Origin of the sequence: Hymenobacter sediminis (assembly GCF_003231285.1) — a bacterium.
Lineage (GTDB): Bacteria > Bacteroidota > Bacteroidia > Cytophagales > Hymenobacteraceae > Hymenobacter > Hymenobacter sediminis.
In genome coordinates, this window is sequence record NZ_QKNS01000006.1 from 202847 (window position 1) to 219174 (window position 16328).

At 54.5% G+C, this 16328-nt stretch carries 15 protein-coding genes; 9 read left to right on the forward strand and 6 right to left on the reverse strand.

Annotated elements, in window-relative coordinates; translation table 11 throughout:
* Positions 1–32 precede the first annotated feature (32 nt).
* The 5 genes from hisF (at position 33) to DNI29_RS16775 (ending at position 3662) form a co-directional block, all read left to right on the forward strand.
* The gene (hisF, locus tag DNI29_RS16755; protein ID WP_110979278.1) at positions 33–791 is read left to right on the forward strand and encodes an imidazole glycerol phosphate synthase subunit HisF; all 759 of its coding nucleotides are present in this window, start codon (positions 33–35) and stop codon (positions 789–791) included.
* A gap of 148 nt (positions 792–939) precedes the next feature.
* Entirely contained in the window at positions 940–1578 is a 639-nt protein-coding gene (gene hisIE, locus DNI29_RS16760) for a bifunctional phosphoribosyl-AMP cyclohydrolase/phosphoribosyl-ATP diphosphatase HisIE (RefSeq protein ID WP_110979279.1), read from the forward strand.
* A gap of 249 nt (positions 1579–1827) precedes the next feature.
* Positions 1828–2106 (forward strand): hypothetical protein, encoded by a 279-nt coding sequence (locus DNI29_RS16765; protein WP_110979280.1) that lies wholly within the window; start codon positions 1828–1830, stop codon positions 2104–2106.
* A gap of 101 nt (positions 2107–2207) precedes the next feature.
* Positions 2208–2996, forward strand: a complete 789-nt coding sequence (locus DNI29_RS16770) for a glycosyltransferase (RefSeq protein WP_110979281.1) — start codon at positions 2208–2210, stop codon at positions 2994–2996.
* Positions 2997–3011: 15 nt separating this feature from the next.
* Positions 3012–3662, forward strand: a complete 651-nt coding sequence (locus DNI29_RS16775; protein WP_110979282.1) for a lipid-A-disaccharide synthase N-terminal domain-containing protein — start codon at positions 3012–3014, stop codon at positions 3660–3662.
* Positions 3663–3749: 87 nt separating this feature from the next.
* Here DNI29_RS16775 and DNI29_RS16780 read toward each other — a convergent pair whose 3' ends face one another.
* On the reverse strand, positions 3750–4724 hold the full coding sequence (locus tag DNI29_RS16780; RefSeq protein WP_110979283.1) for a GDP-mannose 4,6-dehydratase: 975 nt from the start codon (positions 4722–4724) through the stop codon (positions 3750–3752).
* A gap of 194 nt (positions 4725–4918) precedes the next feature.
* Between DNI29_RS16780 and DNI29_RS16785 the strand changes: the two genes are divergently transcribed.
* Together DNI29_RS16785 and DNI29_RS16790 are read left to right on the forward strand one after the other, a co-directional pair.
* Positions 4919–5818 carry a glycerophosphodiester phosphodiesterase gene (locus tag DNI29_RS16785; RefSeq protein WP_110979284.1) on the forward strand — a complete coding sequence of 300 codons (900 nt, stop codon included), beginning with the start codon at positions 4919–4921 and terminating at the stop codon, positions 5816–5818.
* Between the two features lie 76 nt (positions 5819–5894).
* On the forward strand, positions 5895–7574 hold the full coding sequence (locus DNI29_RS16790) for an ArnT family glycosyltransferase (protein WP_110979285.1): 1680 nt from the start codon (positions 5895–5897) through the stop codon (positions 7572–7574).
* Between the two features lie 148 nt (positions 7575–7722).
* Here the strand turns inward: DNI29_RS16790 and DNI29_RS16795 are convergent, their stop codons facing one another.
* The 5 genes from DNI29_RS16795 to DNI29_RS16815 form a co-directional block, all read right to left on the reverse strand.
* Complete coding sequence (locus DNI29_RS16795; RefSeq protein ID WP_110979286.1) at positions 7723–8778, reverse strand: hypothetical protein; 1056 nt, start codon at positions 8776–8778, stop codon at positions 7723–7725.
* A gap of 1123 nt (positions 8779–9901) precedes the next feature.
* Entirely contained in the window at positions 9902–11044 is a 1143-nt protein-coding gene (locus tag DNI29_RS16800) for a tetratricopeptide repeat protein (RefSeq protein WP_110979287.1), read from the reverse strand.
* An 87-nt stretch (positions 11045–11131) separates the two neighbouring features.
* Positions 11132–13717 carry a DNA gyrase subunit A gene (gene gyrA, locus DNI29_RS16805; RefSeq protein WP_110979288.1) on the reverse strand — a complete coding sequence of 862 codons (2586 nt, stop codon included), beginning with the start codon at positions 13715–13717 and terminating at the stop codon, positions 11132–11134.
* Positions 13718–13845: 128 nt separating this feature from the next.
* A complete protein-coding gene (locus DNI29_RS16810) occupies positions 13846–14088 on the reverse strand; it encodes a hypothetical protein (protein ID WP_123823294.1) in 243 nt (80 codons plus the stop codon).
* A gap of 16 nt (positions 14089–14104) precedes the next feature.
* Positions 14105–14776: an HD domain-containing protein gene (locus DNI29_RS16815; RefSeq protein ID WP_110979290.1), complete on the reverse strand. Its 672-nt coding sequence runs from the start codon at positions 14774–14776 to the stop codon at positions 14105–14107.
* Positions 14777–15037: 261 nt separating this feature from the next.
* Between DNI29_RS16815 and DNI29_RS25145 the strand changes: the two genes are divergently transcribed.
* Both DNI29_RS25145 and DNI29_RS16820 read left to right on the forward strand, forming a co-directional pair.
* Positions 15038–15169, forward strand: a complete 132-nt coding sequence (locus DNI29_RS25145) for a hypothetical protein (RefSeq protein WP_262510229.1) — start codon at positions 15038–15040, stop codon at positions 15167–15169.
* A gap of 428 nt (positions 15170–15597) precedes the next feature.
* Positions 15598–16170: a fasciclin domain-containing protein gene (locus tag DNI29_RS16820; RefSeq protein ID WP_110979291.1), complete on the forward strand. Its 573-nt coding sequence runs from the start codon at positions 15598–15600 to the stop codon at positions 16168–16170.
* The last annotated feature ends 158 nt before the right edge of the window (positions 16171–16328 follow it).

Here is a 16328-nt window from a genome sequence, read left to right on the forward strand (position 1 = left end):
CAGAAAGCCACTACCCCAAACAAAACCACCTGATGCTAACTAAACGAATTATACCCTGCCTCGACGTAAAGGATGGTCGCACCGTGAAGGGCGTCCGGTTTGAAGGGCTGCGCGACGCCGGTGACCCCGTGGCCCTGGCCGCCCGCTACGCCCGCGAAGGCGCCGATGAGCTAGTGTTCCTGGATATCACTGCGACCAACCAGAAGCGCGCAACCCTGGTGGCGCTGGTACGCGACGTAGCGCGTGAGCTGGATATTCCCTTCACCGTAGGCGGCGGCATTGGCACGGTAGCCGACGTGGAAGCCCTGCTGCTGAACGGGGCCGACAAGGTCAGCATCAACTCCGCGGCGCTGGCCCGGCCTGAGCTGATTGACGAGTTGGCCGCTCGTTTCGGGTCGCAGTGCATTGTGGTGGCGGCCGATGCCCGCTTTCACGAGCCGGATGGCTGGCAAATCTATACCCGCGCTGGCACCCACAACACCGGCCGCGACGCGGTGCAGTGGTGTCGGGAGGCGGCTGATCGGGGCGCCGGCGAGATTCTGCTGACTTCTATGAGCAACGATGGCACCAAGGATGGCTTCGCGCTGGATATTACCGGGGCCGTCAGCCGGGCCGTGTCGGTGCCGGTGGTAGCCTCTGGCGGGGCCGGTTCCAAGCAGGACTTTACCAACGTATTCCAACAAGCCCACGCCGACGCCGGGCTGGCGGCCAGCATTTTTCACTTCGGCGAAATTGGCATCCGGGAGCTGAAAGAGCATCTGCGGGCCGATGGTATTCCGGTGCGGCTGTAATTTTTTCAGGTGAAGAGGTGAGGAAGTACATGGTGACGGGTAGTAAGAGGGGTAGGCTAGCCTACCAGGCCATCAGCCCGTATTCCTGTCACCCTCTTTCCCATTCACCTGTCACCATGTACCTCTTCACCTCATTCCTTCTAATCGAATGGACTTTGCCAAAATGCCCGACGGGCTGATTCCCGTGATTGTGCAGGATGCTCACACGGGCCAGGTGCTGATGCTGGGCTATCAGAACGAGGAAGCCCAGCGCGTTACCGAGCAAACGGGCCGCGTGACCTTTTACTCCCGCTCCAAGCAGCGTCTCTGGACCAAGGGCGAAACCTCAGGCAACTACCTTACTGTGGTCAGCCAGCACCCCGACTGCGACCAGGACGCTTTGCTGATCCGGGCCATACCGGACGGGCCAACCTGCCACCGTGGTACCATCAGCTGCTTCGAGCAGCCCGATCAAACGGCTTACCCAGCCCCGGCCGTCAGCTTTATTGCGGAGCTGGAGCGGCTGGTGCAGCGCCGTCAGCAGTTCCCCGACGAAGACCCCAAGTCCTATACTGTTTCGCTGCTGCGCAAGGGAATGCCGAAGATTGCCCAGAAAGTAGGAGAGGAGGCCGTAGAAACGGTAATTGATGCCGTAGGCGGAAACCTCGAAGGCCTGAAAGGGGAGGCAGCGGACCTGCTCTACCACGTGCTGGTACTCCTGACGGCCTCAGGTTTGTCGTTGGAAGACATTGTGCAGGTACTGCGTCAGCGCCACACTACCATTGCGGCGGGAGTTCGGCGGGAATAAACAGGTATCTGTATTATTCCATTAAACAATGAGTATAGTAGGGCTGATCTTCCAACTGGAATATACTATACTTTTGATACGCCTTGTAGCGTGTTTCGCCGGGGTATGAGAGTATTATAGCTGAAATAAGATAATTTTGCCTTGGTAAGGCTGGAGCTGATTAGAATGTAGTTTTTATAACTATATTAGCTGAACTGTCGGGCTTGCTGTGTGGAGCCTGGCGCCCGTTTGATTTACTTTTCAGCTCGTATGTTTCCCTCACCCGTTGCCCACGCTATGCGGCTCTGGCAGGATATGCTAGGCCAGGAACACGAAACGCCCCGCTCCTTTCTCTGGGAGAATGTAGAAGATATGGAACCCGATGAAGCCGGGCCCATAGACTGGAAAAACCAGCAGGTTAAAACCCGCATCTACTTTAAAGGCGACAAAGTGATTTGTGTGCTGGGCGAATATACCTACTGGCGACGGCAGTGGCAGGCGTTTGCCAAATGGCACGCGGTGCCACTGTCGCAACTTCGGCTGAATTAACTGCAAGCGCCCTATCTACCCGGTAGGGCGCTTTTGCGTAGGGAAGAGCACACATTAAATCTGTGTTACCTTGCAGGCCTTTCCCTCAGATACCTTCCTGTATGCCCGATAATGCCTCCTATTTAGCGCAGCAAAGTCTGACTGTGCTGGTACCCGTTTATAACGAAGAAGAAAGCCTGGGGCAGTTTGTGGTGGAGATGGACAAGTTTCTGGCCGTAACGCCCGTGGCTACCACCGTTCTGTTCGTCAATGATGGCTCCACCGACGGCTCCCTGGCTATCCTGCGTGAGGTGTGCGGCCGGGATGCTCACTACGAGTTTATCAGCCTAAGCCAGAACCGGGGGCTGAGCACGGCCATCAAAGCCGGCGTTGACTACGCCCGCACCACCCTGATTGGCTACATTGACTCTGACATTCAAACCACCCCACTGGATTTCCTGGAGTTTCTGCCGTTTTTCCCGGAGTATGACATGGTGAACGGCATCCGGGCCAAGCGCCAGGATACGTTTGTCAAGAAGCTTTCCTCCAAGATTGCCAACGGGGTGCGGCGCACGCTCATCAACGACGGCATTCAGGATACGGGCTGCCCGCTGAAAATTATCAAGATTGAGTATGCCCGTCGGATTCCGCTGTTTCACGGCATGCACCGCTTCCTGGGGGCGCTGGTGCAGCTGCAGGGCGGCAAAGTAAAGCAGCTGCCGGTGCGCCATTTTCCGCGCTTTGCGGGCACGGCCAAGTACAACCTCTGGAACCGGGCCTGGAAGCCCTTGGTCGATACGTTTGGGTTCCGCTGGATTCGCTCCCGCTGGAAAAACTATGAAATCGGGGAGCACCACCGCCAGTCGGTCTCAGAAGCTTCGGTGGATAGCCTCCGTAACGTAAGCCGCTAAGTGGGGTCCCTGGATATGAGCACGCAAACCCTAGCGCTGGGCATTGGGCTGGTGTCGCAGCTGCTGTTTTCCAGCCGGATTGTGCTGCAGTGGATCCAAAGCGAGCGGGCCAAGCGGGTGCTGGTGCCTACCTTGTTCTGGCAGATTAGTCTGGTTTCCTCGTTTTTGATGATTGTCTACGGCATCCTGCGCCACGACCCCATCATCCTGGCCGCTCAGCTCATCAGCTACGCCATCTATATCCGCAACCTGCAGCTACTAGGCGAGTGGAACAAGCTGAACCCCTTGTTTCGGGTGGGGGCTTATGTGTTTCCGGTGCTGATGCTGGGATGGTTTGTGGCCGGCAACCAGCACTTCAGCCTGCGAGCCATGCTGGGCAGCCGTATTCCGCGCGGGGTGCTGATGCTGGGTGCCGTAGGACAAACCATTTTTCTACTTCGTTTCGTGTACCAATGGCTGTATTCGGAGCGGAAAGGCGAATCGTCGTTGCCCCTGAGTTTCTGGCTGATTAGCTTCGTGGGCTCTGTCCTTATTCTCGTTTACGCTATTCTGCGGCGGGATGCGGTGCTGTTAATCGGTAATATCTTCGGCACGGTGGTGTATGCCCGCAACATTGTGCTGCTGCGCCGGGAGGAAGCCCGCATGGCCCGGACGCCTACCCTCTAACTTCACCTGAAAGCATAACAAAGGCCCGCCAGAATGTATCTGGCGGGCCTTTGTTGTTTGATAGGATGTGGTAGAGTACCGGAGACGTTAGATACGTTCCATTTGGTCCATCCACTGCACAAAGGCCTGTAGCCCGTCTGCCAAGGTAGTTTGGGGGGCATAACCTAGTAGGCGCTGGGCTTTGCTGATGTCGGCATACGTGACGTCCACGTCGCCGGCCTGCATGGGTTGGAAGGCCAGCTGGGGGGTAGTGTGCACGGCCTGCCCGACGGCTTCAATCAGCTCCAGCAAGGCTACCGGGCGGTTGTTGCCCAGGTTAATTGTTTCATAAACGTGGTCGTGGGTCAGCAGGTAGGCCACGCCCCGGGCAATACCGTCTACCGTGTCGAGCACAAACGTATAGTCGCGGGCCGTGGTACCGTCGCCGAATACCGGAATAGGCTCGCCGGCCCGCAGCAGCCGCACAAACTTATGAATGGCCAGGTCAGGACGCTGGCGCGGGCCATATACGGTGAAGAAACGGGCATTGAGCACATCTAACCCGTAGAGATGGTGGTAGGTGTAGGTGAGCTGTTCGCCGCTGAGCTTGGAGGCCGCGTAGGGCGAAATGCAGGAGGCCAGCAGGTTCATATCCTCGCGGAAAGGGCGCTCCGGGGTGTTGCCGTACACCGAGGAGGAAGAAGCAAAAAATAGCTTCCGGATATCCCGCAGGCGCATCCATTCCAGCAGGTGCGTTGTCCCGACCACATTGTTTTCCAGGTAGGCAATTGGCTCCCGCACCGAAGGGCCTACCCCCGCCTTGGCCGCCAGGTGTACCACTACTTCTATCGGGTCGGCGGGCAGGGCATCAACCAGCGCATCCATTCCCTGGCGCAGGTCGGCTTCATGAAAGGTAAAGCGCGGATACTGGAGGCAGCTCTTCAGATTCTGCTGCTTGCGGGCGCGGTCATAGAAGGGGTCGAAATTATCCAGGCCTACCACGCGGTGCCCATCGTGGAGCAGCCGCTCGGCAAGGTGCGAGCCAATGAAGCCCGCACAGCCTGTAACCAGAATAGAAGCCATGCGTGAAGAGCAGGGGAGAGTGAAGAGGAGAGCTAAGCCCTTGGGAAGGGCGGGGCGCAAATGTAACCGGAAATGCCCTTCTACAGTTATGTTGCGTATAGGGCGGTCGGGCCCGGCGGCGGGCCCTTACCCGGTTCGGCTTCGTCTTGTTTGCCACCTTGCCACCAAGTAGTACTAGTATTGATGAAGGGTATATGAACAACCGTACGCGTGGGGTAGCCTGGTTGCGGACCTTACTGGGGATAGGAGGCGCGCTCCTAAGCCAGCTGCCACCCGGGGTTGTTGGGGCTATGCCCGGCCCAGGCCAGGCGCCTCCCCAGCCGCTGGTTATAGGGCACGCGGGTTCGGGCTTTGTACACTTATTCAATTCCCTACCCCCCAGCAGTCTGCGAAGCCTGCGCCGGGCCCTGCGCCACGGGGCCGACGGGGTGGAAGCCGATGTGCGCCTCAGCCAGGACAGCATTCCGGTTCTTTACCACGACCACACCCTGAACTCTATGACGAATGGGAGGGGGTGCGTTAGTCAGACTCCGGCCGCCCGGCTTACGCAGCTGCGCTACCAGGTGGGCTGGCCCCACGACTGGCTGCAGCACGAGCAGCTAACGACCTTGGAAACACTGTTAAGGGAATTGACCCAGTACCCCACATTTCCCTACCTGCACCTGGATCTGCACGAAGATGATGCCTGTTCCAGTGGTGACGCCGCCCGCAGTCAGGCGCTGGCCCAACGCTTGGCAGAACTCCTGACGCGCTATCAGGTACCGCCGGCTCGGGTCCTGATTCTCACGAACCGGCCGGCTACCCTGCGGTATCTGCGCCAACTGTTACCGGCCGTGCCCCTGGGCTATGAGTTCACTGGGGAGTTCGATGCTGGTCTGGCTGAATTGGATGGTTTATCCACTGTGCAGGCCGTTGTGCTACACAAAGACGACATTACCCTTCAGCGCGCTACGCAGCTGCATGCGCTGGGCAAGCAAGTCGTGCTATTTGGCGGCCGCTCTGCCCGGGCCGTAAGGAGGGTGGTAGGGGTAGGCCCCGATGCCTATCAGGTGGATAATGTCCGGCGGCTGCAAGCCACCTTGCGTCGCCGCTAACTTTTTGCAGTAAACCTCAGAAGCATCCCGTATTTCGGATTCTAACTATTAATTCAGACAGAACAGAATAGTCTATATGCAGATTTCAACGGCCAGCAAGTCCTGGTGGGGCCGCCTGGCAGCAGTGTTGGCAGTATGTGGGGTGAATTTCTTTGTGCACGGTAGCGCGCCCGACGTAAGTCTGATGGAGGCTCGCAACTTTGTAGCAGCCCGTGAAATGGTAGCCGGCGGCTCCTGGTTAATTCCGACCATGAACGGGGAGCTGCGCCTGGCTAAACCCCCCTTGCCTACCTGGGCCGTAGCCGCTTGGCAGCAGCTCATTGGTCCCACCGAAGATTTGGGACTGCTGCGGGTACCGGCTGCGCTGGCCGCTACGCTGCTGGTGCTGTTCTTCTGGGGGCTGGTCCAGGAGCTTACCCGCACGGCCACGTCAGAAACCCAGGCGCCCGGCCGAACGGCCTGGCTAGCCGCGCTGGTGTTGGGTAGTAGTCTGCTAGTGCTTACTACAGGCCGCGAAGGGCAGTGGGACATCTTTGCTAATAGTCTGATGGTAGGGTGCCTGTGGCTGCTGGTCCGGGGCTGGCAGCGGCCAGAACGATCGTGGCTGCCGTTGTTGGGGGCAGGGGTACTGGCTGGGCTTTCTATCCTGAGCAAGGGCCCGGTGGCCATCTATGCGTTGCTGTTGCCCTTTCTGGGGGCCTACCTCCTGCAAGCCCCCGAACCCCGCCGTAACCTGAAGCAGCAGAGGTGGGGTACGCTAATGGCGGTGGTAGTAGCCCTGCTGATTGGAGGAAGCTGGCCAGTGTACATCTGGCTGAAAGTTGCGCCGGTGGCTTTAAAAGTAGCACAAACCGAAATTTCCTCCTGGGGCGAGCGGCATGTGCAACCCCCGTGGTACTACTGGCCCTTCTTTGCTTTTACGGGGTTGTGGGCTCTGGTAGCATTGGTTAGTTTGATTAAGCCGTATGCGAAAGTTAGAGCGGGTCGGTTTATTCCGTATGCCGTTGCGTTAGGGTGGGTCCTAGCAGGCTTGGTGCTACTCAGTTTGGTTCCTGAGAAGAAGGAGCGGTATATGCTCCCCCTAATGCCTCCGCTGGCTTTATTGGTGGCCGGTATGCTTCGGCATTGGGAAACCTCCACACAACCCCTTACTGGCCCTGATGGCTGGATTGTGCGCATTTGGGGGGCTCTATTAGGGGTAGTGTTTTTAGGATTGCCGTTGGCGATGCTACAAACCAATCTGCCCGGGTTTGGGGCCGGTTCCATTCGGTTGGTAGTGGGTGGGGTTGTTTTCCTGGGCCTGGCCGCCGTGGCTATATATCAGGGAATACGGCAGAGAAACGCCCGCTCCCTGATATTGACCACGCTAGTAGGGGTAGGGGCGGTTATCTTTTTGCTGATGCCTGCCTACCCCGCCTGGGAAGCTCGGAGGCAGGAACCTGGACTGTCCCGCATGCATGATGTGCGTGCATTGCCTCAGGTAGCAGCGGTGACCACCTGGCGCAGTCTGGATACAGTTCATGTAAAGCAGGTCTGGACTGCCGGGCGGGCGGTTCGGATATGGCACCCATCACCCGATTCTTTGGCTGCCCTCAATCGGTCAGTTGTGGTTGTGAGTGCCACCACGCCGGCCAAGCGCTTACCTCTGGGGTGGGAAGGGCACGTCCGGGTTTCCTCTTTAGATAGCTTTTATCTCGGCCGCGACCGTAAGTCGGGCTATTGGTTTATCTACCGGCTTGATCCAATTCATAAGTGATGGCTACTTTAATGATCCATCAGGCTTACATTTAGTTACAGCATATCACTAATTAACATAATAAATAACCAAAAGTAATTTACCACAAAACAGCCCGTAATAGCAAAGGAAGCTATTACGGGCTGATATATTAGGTAGGGGGGTAGGGTTAATTACTTAAACGTCTTCTTATCTTCTCTAGCAACATCCCCACGATATCCAGATCAGCCAGTTCCTGTACCGAGAGCTGGGTATCAAGGCCAGGGCCACTGATGTGAATGCTATAAACTGGAGAATCGTTGGATCGAGGTGGTACCGGTAGTAGGTTTTGGTTATTGACTGAGTGGGATGCCTCTTCGGTACGGGTGGTATGCGCGGTTACTGGTAGTTCGCTAGTGGCTGGAGCGTTTATAGTAACAGAAGGCTTTTCTATGCTTGTCTCAGGAGCAGGTATAAACACCGCTTCTGGTCCTGCTCCGTCGCCTATAGGTGCGTTAGCCTGGTTGCTTATAGTACTGTCTATTCCTGTCGTATCGAGGCCGAATAAGCTAGATACGGCGTCGGGAATACGGGAGGTTGGTACAAAGGCAGGAGTACCGGATATACTAGGCGTCGGTGTGGAGGTATCTGGTATCTGCGTGGTTGTACGTTCTGCATTAGACTTAGAAGGGGTAGCTGCATCGGCCCGGAATATGTTTAAGGGCATCTCAGAGCTGGCAAGTTCTCTTCGGGGCGTTTGTTGAGCTGCTAATTGATCTATATCCACTATGACGTTGCGCTCATCCAGGATACCGGCCATTCTTGCTCCATCAACAAACGCCTTGGCCACACCCTGAGCATTTATTTCCTCTACGCCGAATTCCCGAATCAGCATAACGTCAAACATGTGGACTGGAAGCTCCCGATTGCGAAACTTCCTACATATCTGTGTGAATAGTGGAGGGTGGAGGAAGGCCTCACGGTGGTAGATTTTCTCTTCCTGTTTGTCGTAGGCATGTTTGATGCGTCGGAACAGGTTTGTGGTCGTCAGTAACTCACGTTTGCTGGTAAGCAGACCGAACTTTACAGCTGAGCCAATAATAGCTTTGAATGAGCCGCTCACTTTTCGGTTTAGTTTGCGTGCGGCAGTTTCAATGGCGCACTTTCCTCCAGTATCATCTACAATTTCAGCTACCTCCCAAGCACCACTATAACTTGTGCGGGGGTAATCGATGGTTTTAGGCATAATGGTAAAAGCAAAGAGAGACGGTAAGATGGGTAGTAAATATACGAGGTATAAGACATAAACATTATTTCAAGCAGTGTATAAAAGGCATTAAAAGTACAAAATAATATATAAAAGTATTACTTTCTTATACTTTTTGTGCTTTTATATACTTTATTAGCTATTTTCATACTCACTCACCCATTATATGTGCAGCTATAATCATCTTGTATGGATTTATATCTTTTAAATTTTATTACCCTCTTACATAACGGGCCTGGGAGGGGGATCTAGCAGGGGAGTCCTTCAATTATCCGTTTAGCCTCGCCCTAGCAGCCCTACAACAGCTCAAGCCTCACAAGACGCCCTCGCTATTTAAGATGCCTTATAGCCCCACTAAACCGGCCTTCAGCCCCTGCAATTCATAGAATCCGCACCAAATCAGAGTAAGAATGTAAATAGTAGGAGAGGAGAGAACTCAAAAGAAAGGAGTACACACCTTGAACAAGCATGCAAAACATGCTCTTAGGCTAAATGCCTTCCGTTGCTGGATCCAGCAGTTTAAGTCGCTTAAAAAACGCGCTATAAAACCCCGAGCCTAGTTAGGCTAAGCACGCAAACTAGTCTTAACTGAGTACTACATACTTTCGGAAGCTCGACTAGAACAAACTGGCTAACATATTTTCAACCGCATCGAATCTTCATCGCGGGCTTCTGGCTGGCTTCAGTTACAAGCAATGAACGAAGGGATTGACCAAGCCAAATGATGTAGGTCGTTGTTTAATGAACTGGAACATTTACACTTCAATTGCACCTAAACTAATCAAGGCGCACAAGATCTACAGATTGGAAAGAAGTACTTAATACATATGGTAATGGTGCTATGTATTCCTTGAAAACTCAGTGCACACTTCGAGAGCAACAAATAGGTGATATGCAGATCTAGTGGATCACGTTCCAGTGCTTCTACGATACCATGCATCTCAACTATACAGCCAAAAGCAGGGTGCAAATATGCCCGAACACACAAATACTCATTTGTCTTATAATTTATATTATGTTAAGTAGTTATTTAAATAATCAGCCCGAAGTGCTCTCCGGGCTGATTTAGTGGCTCCCCTGCTACCTGCAGGATCCAGTCTTGTTATTTTTTAGCTGCTTCCAGCTTTGCCGACATTTTCTCTGAATCAGCAGTGCGGCCTACCCGCAGGTAAGCTTTCTGCAAAGAAGAGATAGTCGAACGGTCGTCTGGCTGAACCTGCAGAGCCTTCTCGAAATATGGGATAGACTCCTGGAAGAACTTCTTGCCATCAGCCTCATACTTCTTACCCGACTTCTGATATTCAGCCAAGCTCATTTTGCTGGCGCGAGTGTACAGGTCGGCTGCTTTATTGTAGTTATAAACCCCCAGGTTAAAGTTGGCATCGAAGTTATTAGGGTCTACTTCTACTGCTTTCTTGTATGCCTCCAGCGCTTTGGCTGGCTGCTTATCCTGGTCATATACCGAACCAAGCACGGCATACAGGTTTGAGTTCTTCGGATCGGCAGCAATTGCCCGCTCAATTTTGCTGATGGCTTCCTTACCACGGCCAGCGCTCAACTCCATGTTGAGGTCTTCCAGCATAAAGCTTTTGTTGTTTGGATAAGCGGCCAGCGCATCCTGCACAACTTTCCGAGCAGCAGCATCATCTTTCTCCTGACGCGCAATTTGCAACAGGCTAACGTACATCTGCGGCGACTTATAGCCAATGCCTTGCAGCTTAGCGTACATTTCCTTTGCGCCACCGAGGTCCTGGTTAGCCGCAGCCGCGTAGGCAGCGTACAGGTACGCCGTTGAATCCTGCGGACGGATCTGCTGGGCCATGCGGTACGACTCAATAGCCTTTGCGAAATCCTTGCTGTTATAGCTTTCTACCCCAGAGTTCAGTGCCAAGCCATACAGGCCGTCCAGTTTCTGAGTGGCCATTTTGCCATATTCGCTGTCTTTGCCTTCCAGGCTTACAGCTTTCGAATAGGATTCATAAGCCGTTTTAGTAGCCTCAGCAACGGGAACCGTCTTACCGTAAATCGGGCTAGCTAAGATGCCTTCATAGATTTCACCCCGGGTATACCACGTCTTGGCCTTGCCCTGGGTTTTTTCGTTGGTAATGGCTTTATCAATTTCGGTGCGCGCTTTATCCAGCGTACCCTGCTTCTGGAACAGGATAGCGTTGGTAACAGCCGAGTTTTGAGCCGAAGCCGTGTGGAGGGCGGCCGCAGCCACTAGGGTCAAAATAATCTTCTTCATGGGAGGTTTGCTGAAGAATGAGCAGGGTTAGTGAAAGGAATTGCAACGCAAACGGCAGAACTCACCGATGAGTTCTGCCGTTGCAAGTTAATTAGCGCTGATGGAATCTGGGTCCGTAAGGTCGTCGAGGCCCGCATCCGGGGTAGCGGGTTGCCCCTCCCCGTCCGGGCTGCCATTGGGTAGCAGCCCCTGCAGCTCGGCCTCTTCCGCCTCAACATCTTTCTCTTCGGCAGCAACTTTTGCCACCGACGATATTTCATCGCCTTGGCTGATTTTCAGTAGTCGGACGCCTTGAGTTGCCCGGCCAATACTGCGCAGCTCATTCATCCGCAGACGAATAGTAATACCGGACTTGTTGATGATCATCAGATCATCGGAGTCGCTGACGGCCTTGATGGTTACCAGTTGCCCGGTTTTTTCCGTCAGTTTCATAGCGCGCACACCCTTACCCCCGCGGTTGGTGATACGGTACTCTTCTAACGGGCTACGCTTACCGTAGCCGTTTTCCGACACTACCAGCAGCTCATCCTGGCTGTCTTTGTCGATGCACACCATACCTACCACCCGGTCGTCGGTCATGTCCTCGGCCAGCGTGATACCACGTACCCCGGCAGCCGTGCGGCCCATGGAACGCACTTTCTCTTCGGGGAAACGTACGGCCCGACCAGAGCGCAAGGCCAATACTACCTCAGAGTTGCCGTTGAGCAACTGTACATCCAGCAGTCGGTCGCCTTCGTTGATCGTAATGGCATTGATACCGGCGGCACGCGGACGCGAATACGCTTCGAGAGGTGTTTTCTTCACGGTGCCCTGCTCGGTGCAGAACATCAGGAAGGTATTGTCGAGGTAATCCGGGTCGCGCAGGCCGCGCACGTTTAGTACGGAACGCACGCTGTCCTCACGCGGAATCTCAATCAGGTTCTGAATCGGACGGCCTTTGGTGTTCTTGCCACCTTCTGGCACTTCGTACACTTTCAGCCAGAATACGCGGCCCAGCTCCGTGAAGAACAGCAGGTACTCGTGAGTGGTAGCTACAAACAGGTGCTCAGTAAAGTCATCCTGCTTGGAGGCAGCCCCGCGGGCTCCTACCCCTCCCCGACCCTGCGCCCGGTATTCATCGAGGGCAGTCCGCTTGATGTAACCTTCGCGGGAGATGGTAATTACCATGCTCTCGTCGGCAATCATGTCTTCCATCGAGAAGTCACCACCGGCGTACTCAATGGTTGTCCGGCGAGCATCACCGTACCGCTCCCGAATATCAACAAGCTCCTGACGGATAATATCGCGCTGCATCTCATCAGAGGCCAGTACGGCCTTCAGATGGTCAATCAGGCTCATCAGCTCGTTGTATTCCTGTACCAGCTTGTCGCGCTCCAGACCCGTAAGGCGCTGCAGACGCATATCCAGGATGGCGCGGGCCTGTACTTCGCTCAGCGAGAATCGCTCGATCAGCTGCATGCGGGCCGCGTCACCGTCGCGGGAGGCTCGGATCAGGGCAATCACCTCATCGAGGTGGTCGAGGGCAATCAGCAAGCCTTCCAGGATGTGCGCACGCTTCTGGGCTTCGGCCAGCTCATAGCGGGTCCGGCGCACCACCACATCGGCCCGGTGCTCCACGAAGTACTGAATCAGATTCTTCAGGTTGAGCGTCATCGGACGGCCCTTCACCAGCGCCACATTGTTAACCCCGAACGACGATTGCAGTTGGGTGTACTTGAACAGGTTGTTCAGTACCACCGTCGGCATAGCGTCGCGCTTCAGGTCATACACGATGCGCATACCGTCGCGGTCCGATTCGTCGCGCAGGTCGGCAATACCCTCAATTTTCTTCTCATTGATGAGTGCGGCCGTCTTCTCAATCATCGAGGCCTTGTTCACCATATAGGGAATCTCGGTCACGACAATTTGCTCCTTACCTGAAGGCGTAGTTTCGAAGTGCGCTTTAGCCCGCATCACTACGCGGCCCCGGCCAGTTTCGAAGGCCTGCTTTACACCCTCATAGCCGTAGATGATACCGCCGGTCGGGAAGTCAGGAGCCGTGATGTGCTCCATCAACTCGGCAATAGTAATGTCGGGGTTAGCCAGGTAGGCCACAATGCCGTCCACTACCTCCGTCAGGTTGTGCGGGGCCATGTTGGTGGCCATACCCACCGCAATACCGGTGGTACCGTTTACCAGCAGGTTCGGGAACTTCGCCGGCATCACCGACGGCTCCTCCAAGGAGTCATCGAAGTTGGGCTGGAAATCTACCGTGTCTTTGTCCAGGTCACCGAGCATTTCATCAGCCAGGCGCTTCAGACGGGCTTCGGTGTAACGCATAGCCGCCGGCGAGTCGCCGTCGATGCTACCGAAGTTACCTTGGCCATCCACGAGGGGGTAGCGCAGGCTCCAGTCCTGGGCCATGCGCACCATGGTATCGTAAACCGAGGAGTCGCCGTGGGGGTGATACTTACCGAGCACCTCCCCCACAATACGGGCACTCTTCTTATAGGATTTGTTGTAGGATACGCCCAGTTCCGACATGCCGTAGAGTACACGGCGGTGCACGGGTTTGAGGCCGTCGCGTACGTCAGGTAGAGCCCGGGAGATGATAACCGACATCGAGTAGTCGATGTAGGCCCCACGCATCTCATCTTCAATGTTTATCGGAATGATCTTTTCGCCTTCCGCCATAGGGAGAGTGTAGTCGGCCGGAGCAGCCCCGAATAGTGGAGCTTGCCGGCCCGTGAGAGTGAACTTCTTTAAGCCTGCAAGATAGTCAAAAAAACCCGTTTTACCTAGCTAGAAGCCCGATTTACCGGCTATTTCAAGCTCTTGCTCCGGTCGTTTTTATGCTTACCCGTTTCCTGCTTATGCACCTTGATTTTCTCCCCAATAGCGGGGTTCTGTTTCTTGAACAGCGGCTGCCCGCGGTACTTTGTACCGTTGTGCAAGTGCACCTTGCGGGTGTGGCACGAAACGATGGGACAGGTGCGACACGAAACCGCCAGCACGAGCACCAGCAGCGGGAGCAAGCAGCGGGAAAGAGATGGTAAAAATGACATGGGGTAAAGATAGGAATTACAACTCCTCCACATCCTGGCCTTCCCACTCACGCAGAAACTGAGCCAGGAACTGCTCCATAAAGGCGTGCCGCTCCTTAGCCACCCGCCGTGCGGCCGGCGTATTCAGCCGCTCCCGCAGGTGCAGCAGCTTCTCGTAGAAATGATTGATGGTGGGAGCCGTGTTCTGCTTATAGCTCGCGAAGCTCTCGTGCTGGACGGGGGGCACAGCCGGATCGTGCAGGGGGCGATTTTTATGGCCGCCGTAGGCAAAAGCCCGCGCTACCCCAATAGCACCAATGGCGTCCAGCCGGTCGGCATCCTGCACCAGTTCACCTTCTACGCTGCTCATGGGGGTAGCCACTCCGAGGCCCTTAAAGCTAATTTCCCGGATAATGGCTTCTACCCTCTTAATAACGGCTTCCGGCGTCTGCTGACTTTCCAACCACTCCCGGGCGGCCTGGGGGCCAGCCTCTTCATCGCCGCCGTGGAATTTCCAGTCGGCCACATCATGGAGCAGAGCACCCAGCTCCGTCACCAGGGCATCGGCTTCGGGGGTTTGATGGGCCAGGGCCCGGGCCACTTGCCACACCCGACGGATGTGCTCCCAGTCGTGGCCGGAACCTTCGTGCAGAAACTTCTCGCGGATAAAGTCGGCAGTGCGCGCAATAAGTACCTCAGGGGGCAGCATACGGAACAGGGGTAAAGATGAGCCGGCAAAAGTACACCGGAATCTTGCGTGGCTCGCCGCCTTTGAATCCCCCCTACCCCTCTGACCGGGCAAAATCTCAGTTGAAGCACGGGCCCTGAACCGACCACCGGTATATTTGTCCCAAACGCACGGTTACACCATCTCACCAACGCGGGTCGCTTTAGAAAAGCGAAAACCCCGGCTGTTGGCGCAACCGGGGTTTCAAGAAGCAGGTGGGCAAACACCTAACTTCTGACTCCAATGAAGAAGGTACGTGTGAAAGCGGAAAAAACCGAGCAACTTGGTTTCGCCCGCGTCCTCCTCGAGCTCGGCAAAGCTGCTCTAGGAGGAATTGTTCGCGCGGTGGTTTCCTTTATCCTGGAACGCCACTGATAGAACACGGTAACGGGGTAAGCTTACGGGCTTATCCCGTTATTTGTTTCCGGAGGCCGGCTGCCTTCGGCGTGGCAGCCTCCTTGCAGCAAACCAGCAGACAAATATAGAGGGGTTTTCGCCAAATCCGCAACTCGCTCCTGTTCCGGACTTATGCCCTTTCTCTGCCGGGCTTACCTTTTACTACCCCTAGCTAGCAGTAACCCTTTTTATTATTTATAGCACTTAATAATTGACTGCAAGGCGATAAATCAGATCATATTATTTCATTGTTCAATCAGCACTAATTACCTTTTTATCAAGCAAAAACAACCGCATTATTCAGTTACATAAAACTATTTTTACAAGCAAGTAAATCCGAATAAAAGAGCAAGGGCGTAAGTGCAGACAAATCTACTTATCTCACCCCTTTCTCTTTTCATAATTTCATGAAAAAGCACCTGCTTTCTTTTGCCGGCGCGGCTCTGCTAGGCATTGCCTCTATCAATTCCGCTATGGCCCAGGCCCAACTGACCCCAGGCACAGTATCCGTAGGCGGCCAAGCCATGTACCCCAACAAGAACATTGTTGAAAACGCCGTCAACTCCAAAGACCACACTACCCTGGTAGCCGCCGTGAAGGCCGCAGGCCTGGTAGAAACCTTACAGGGCAAGGGCCCTTTCACGGTATTCGCCCCTACTAACGCTGCTTTCAGCGCCCTGCCAGCTGGCACCGTTGAAACGCTGGTAAAGCCCGAAAACAAAGCCACCCTCACTAAAATCCTGACTTACCACGTAGTGGCGGGCAACATGACGGCGGACAAGATTATGTCAGCCATTAAGGCCGGCAAAGGCACCGCTACCCTGAAAACAGTAAGTGGTGGCACGCTGAAGGCAATGATGAACGGCCCAAAAAACGTGGTACTGCAGGATGAGAAAGGAAATATATCCACTATTTCAACCTACGACGTAATTCAAAGCAATGGCGTAATTCACGTAATTGACAAAGTATTAATGCCGTAACTAGGCACCATCACTTTAATTAATAAAAGCCTTCCTGTTCCACTAATATTAATTAGTAGAACAGGAAGGCTTTTATTTTATGAATATTTAATTTCCCACAAACACTTTATCCAAAAAAGAGCTTAAGGCTTCATACTTTTTTGAGACCTGACGGTTAT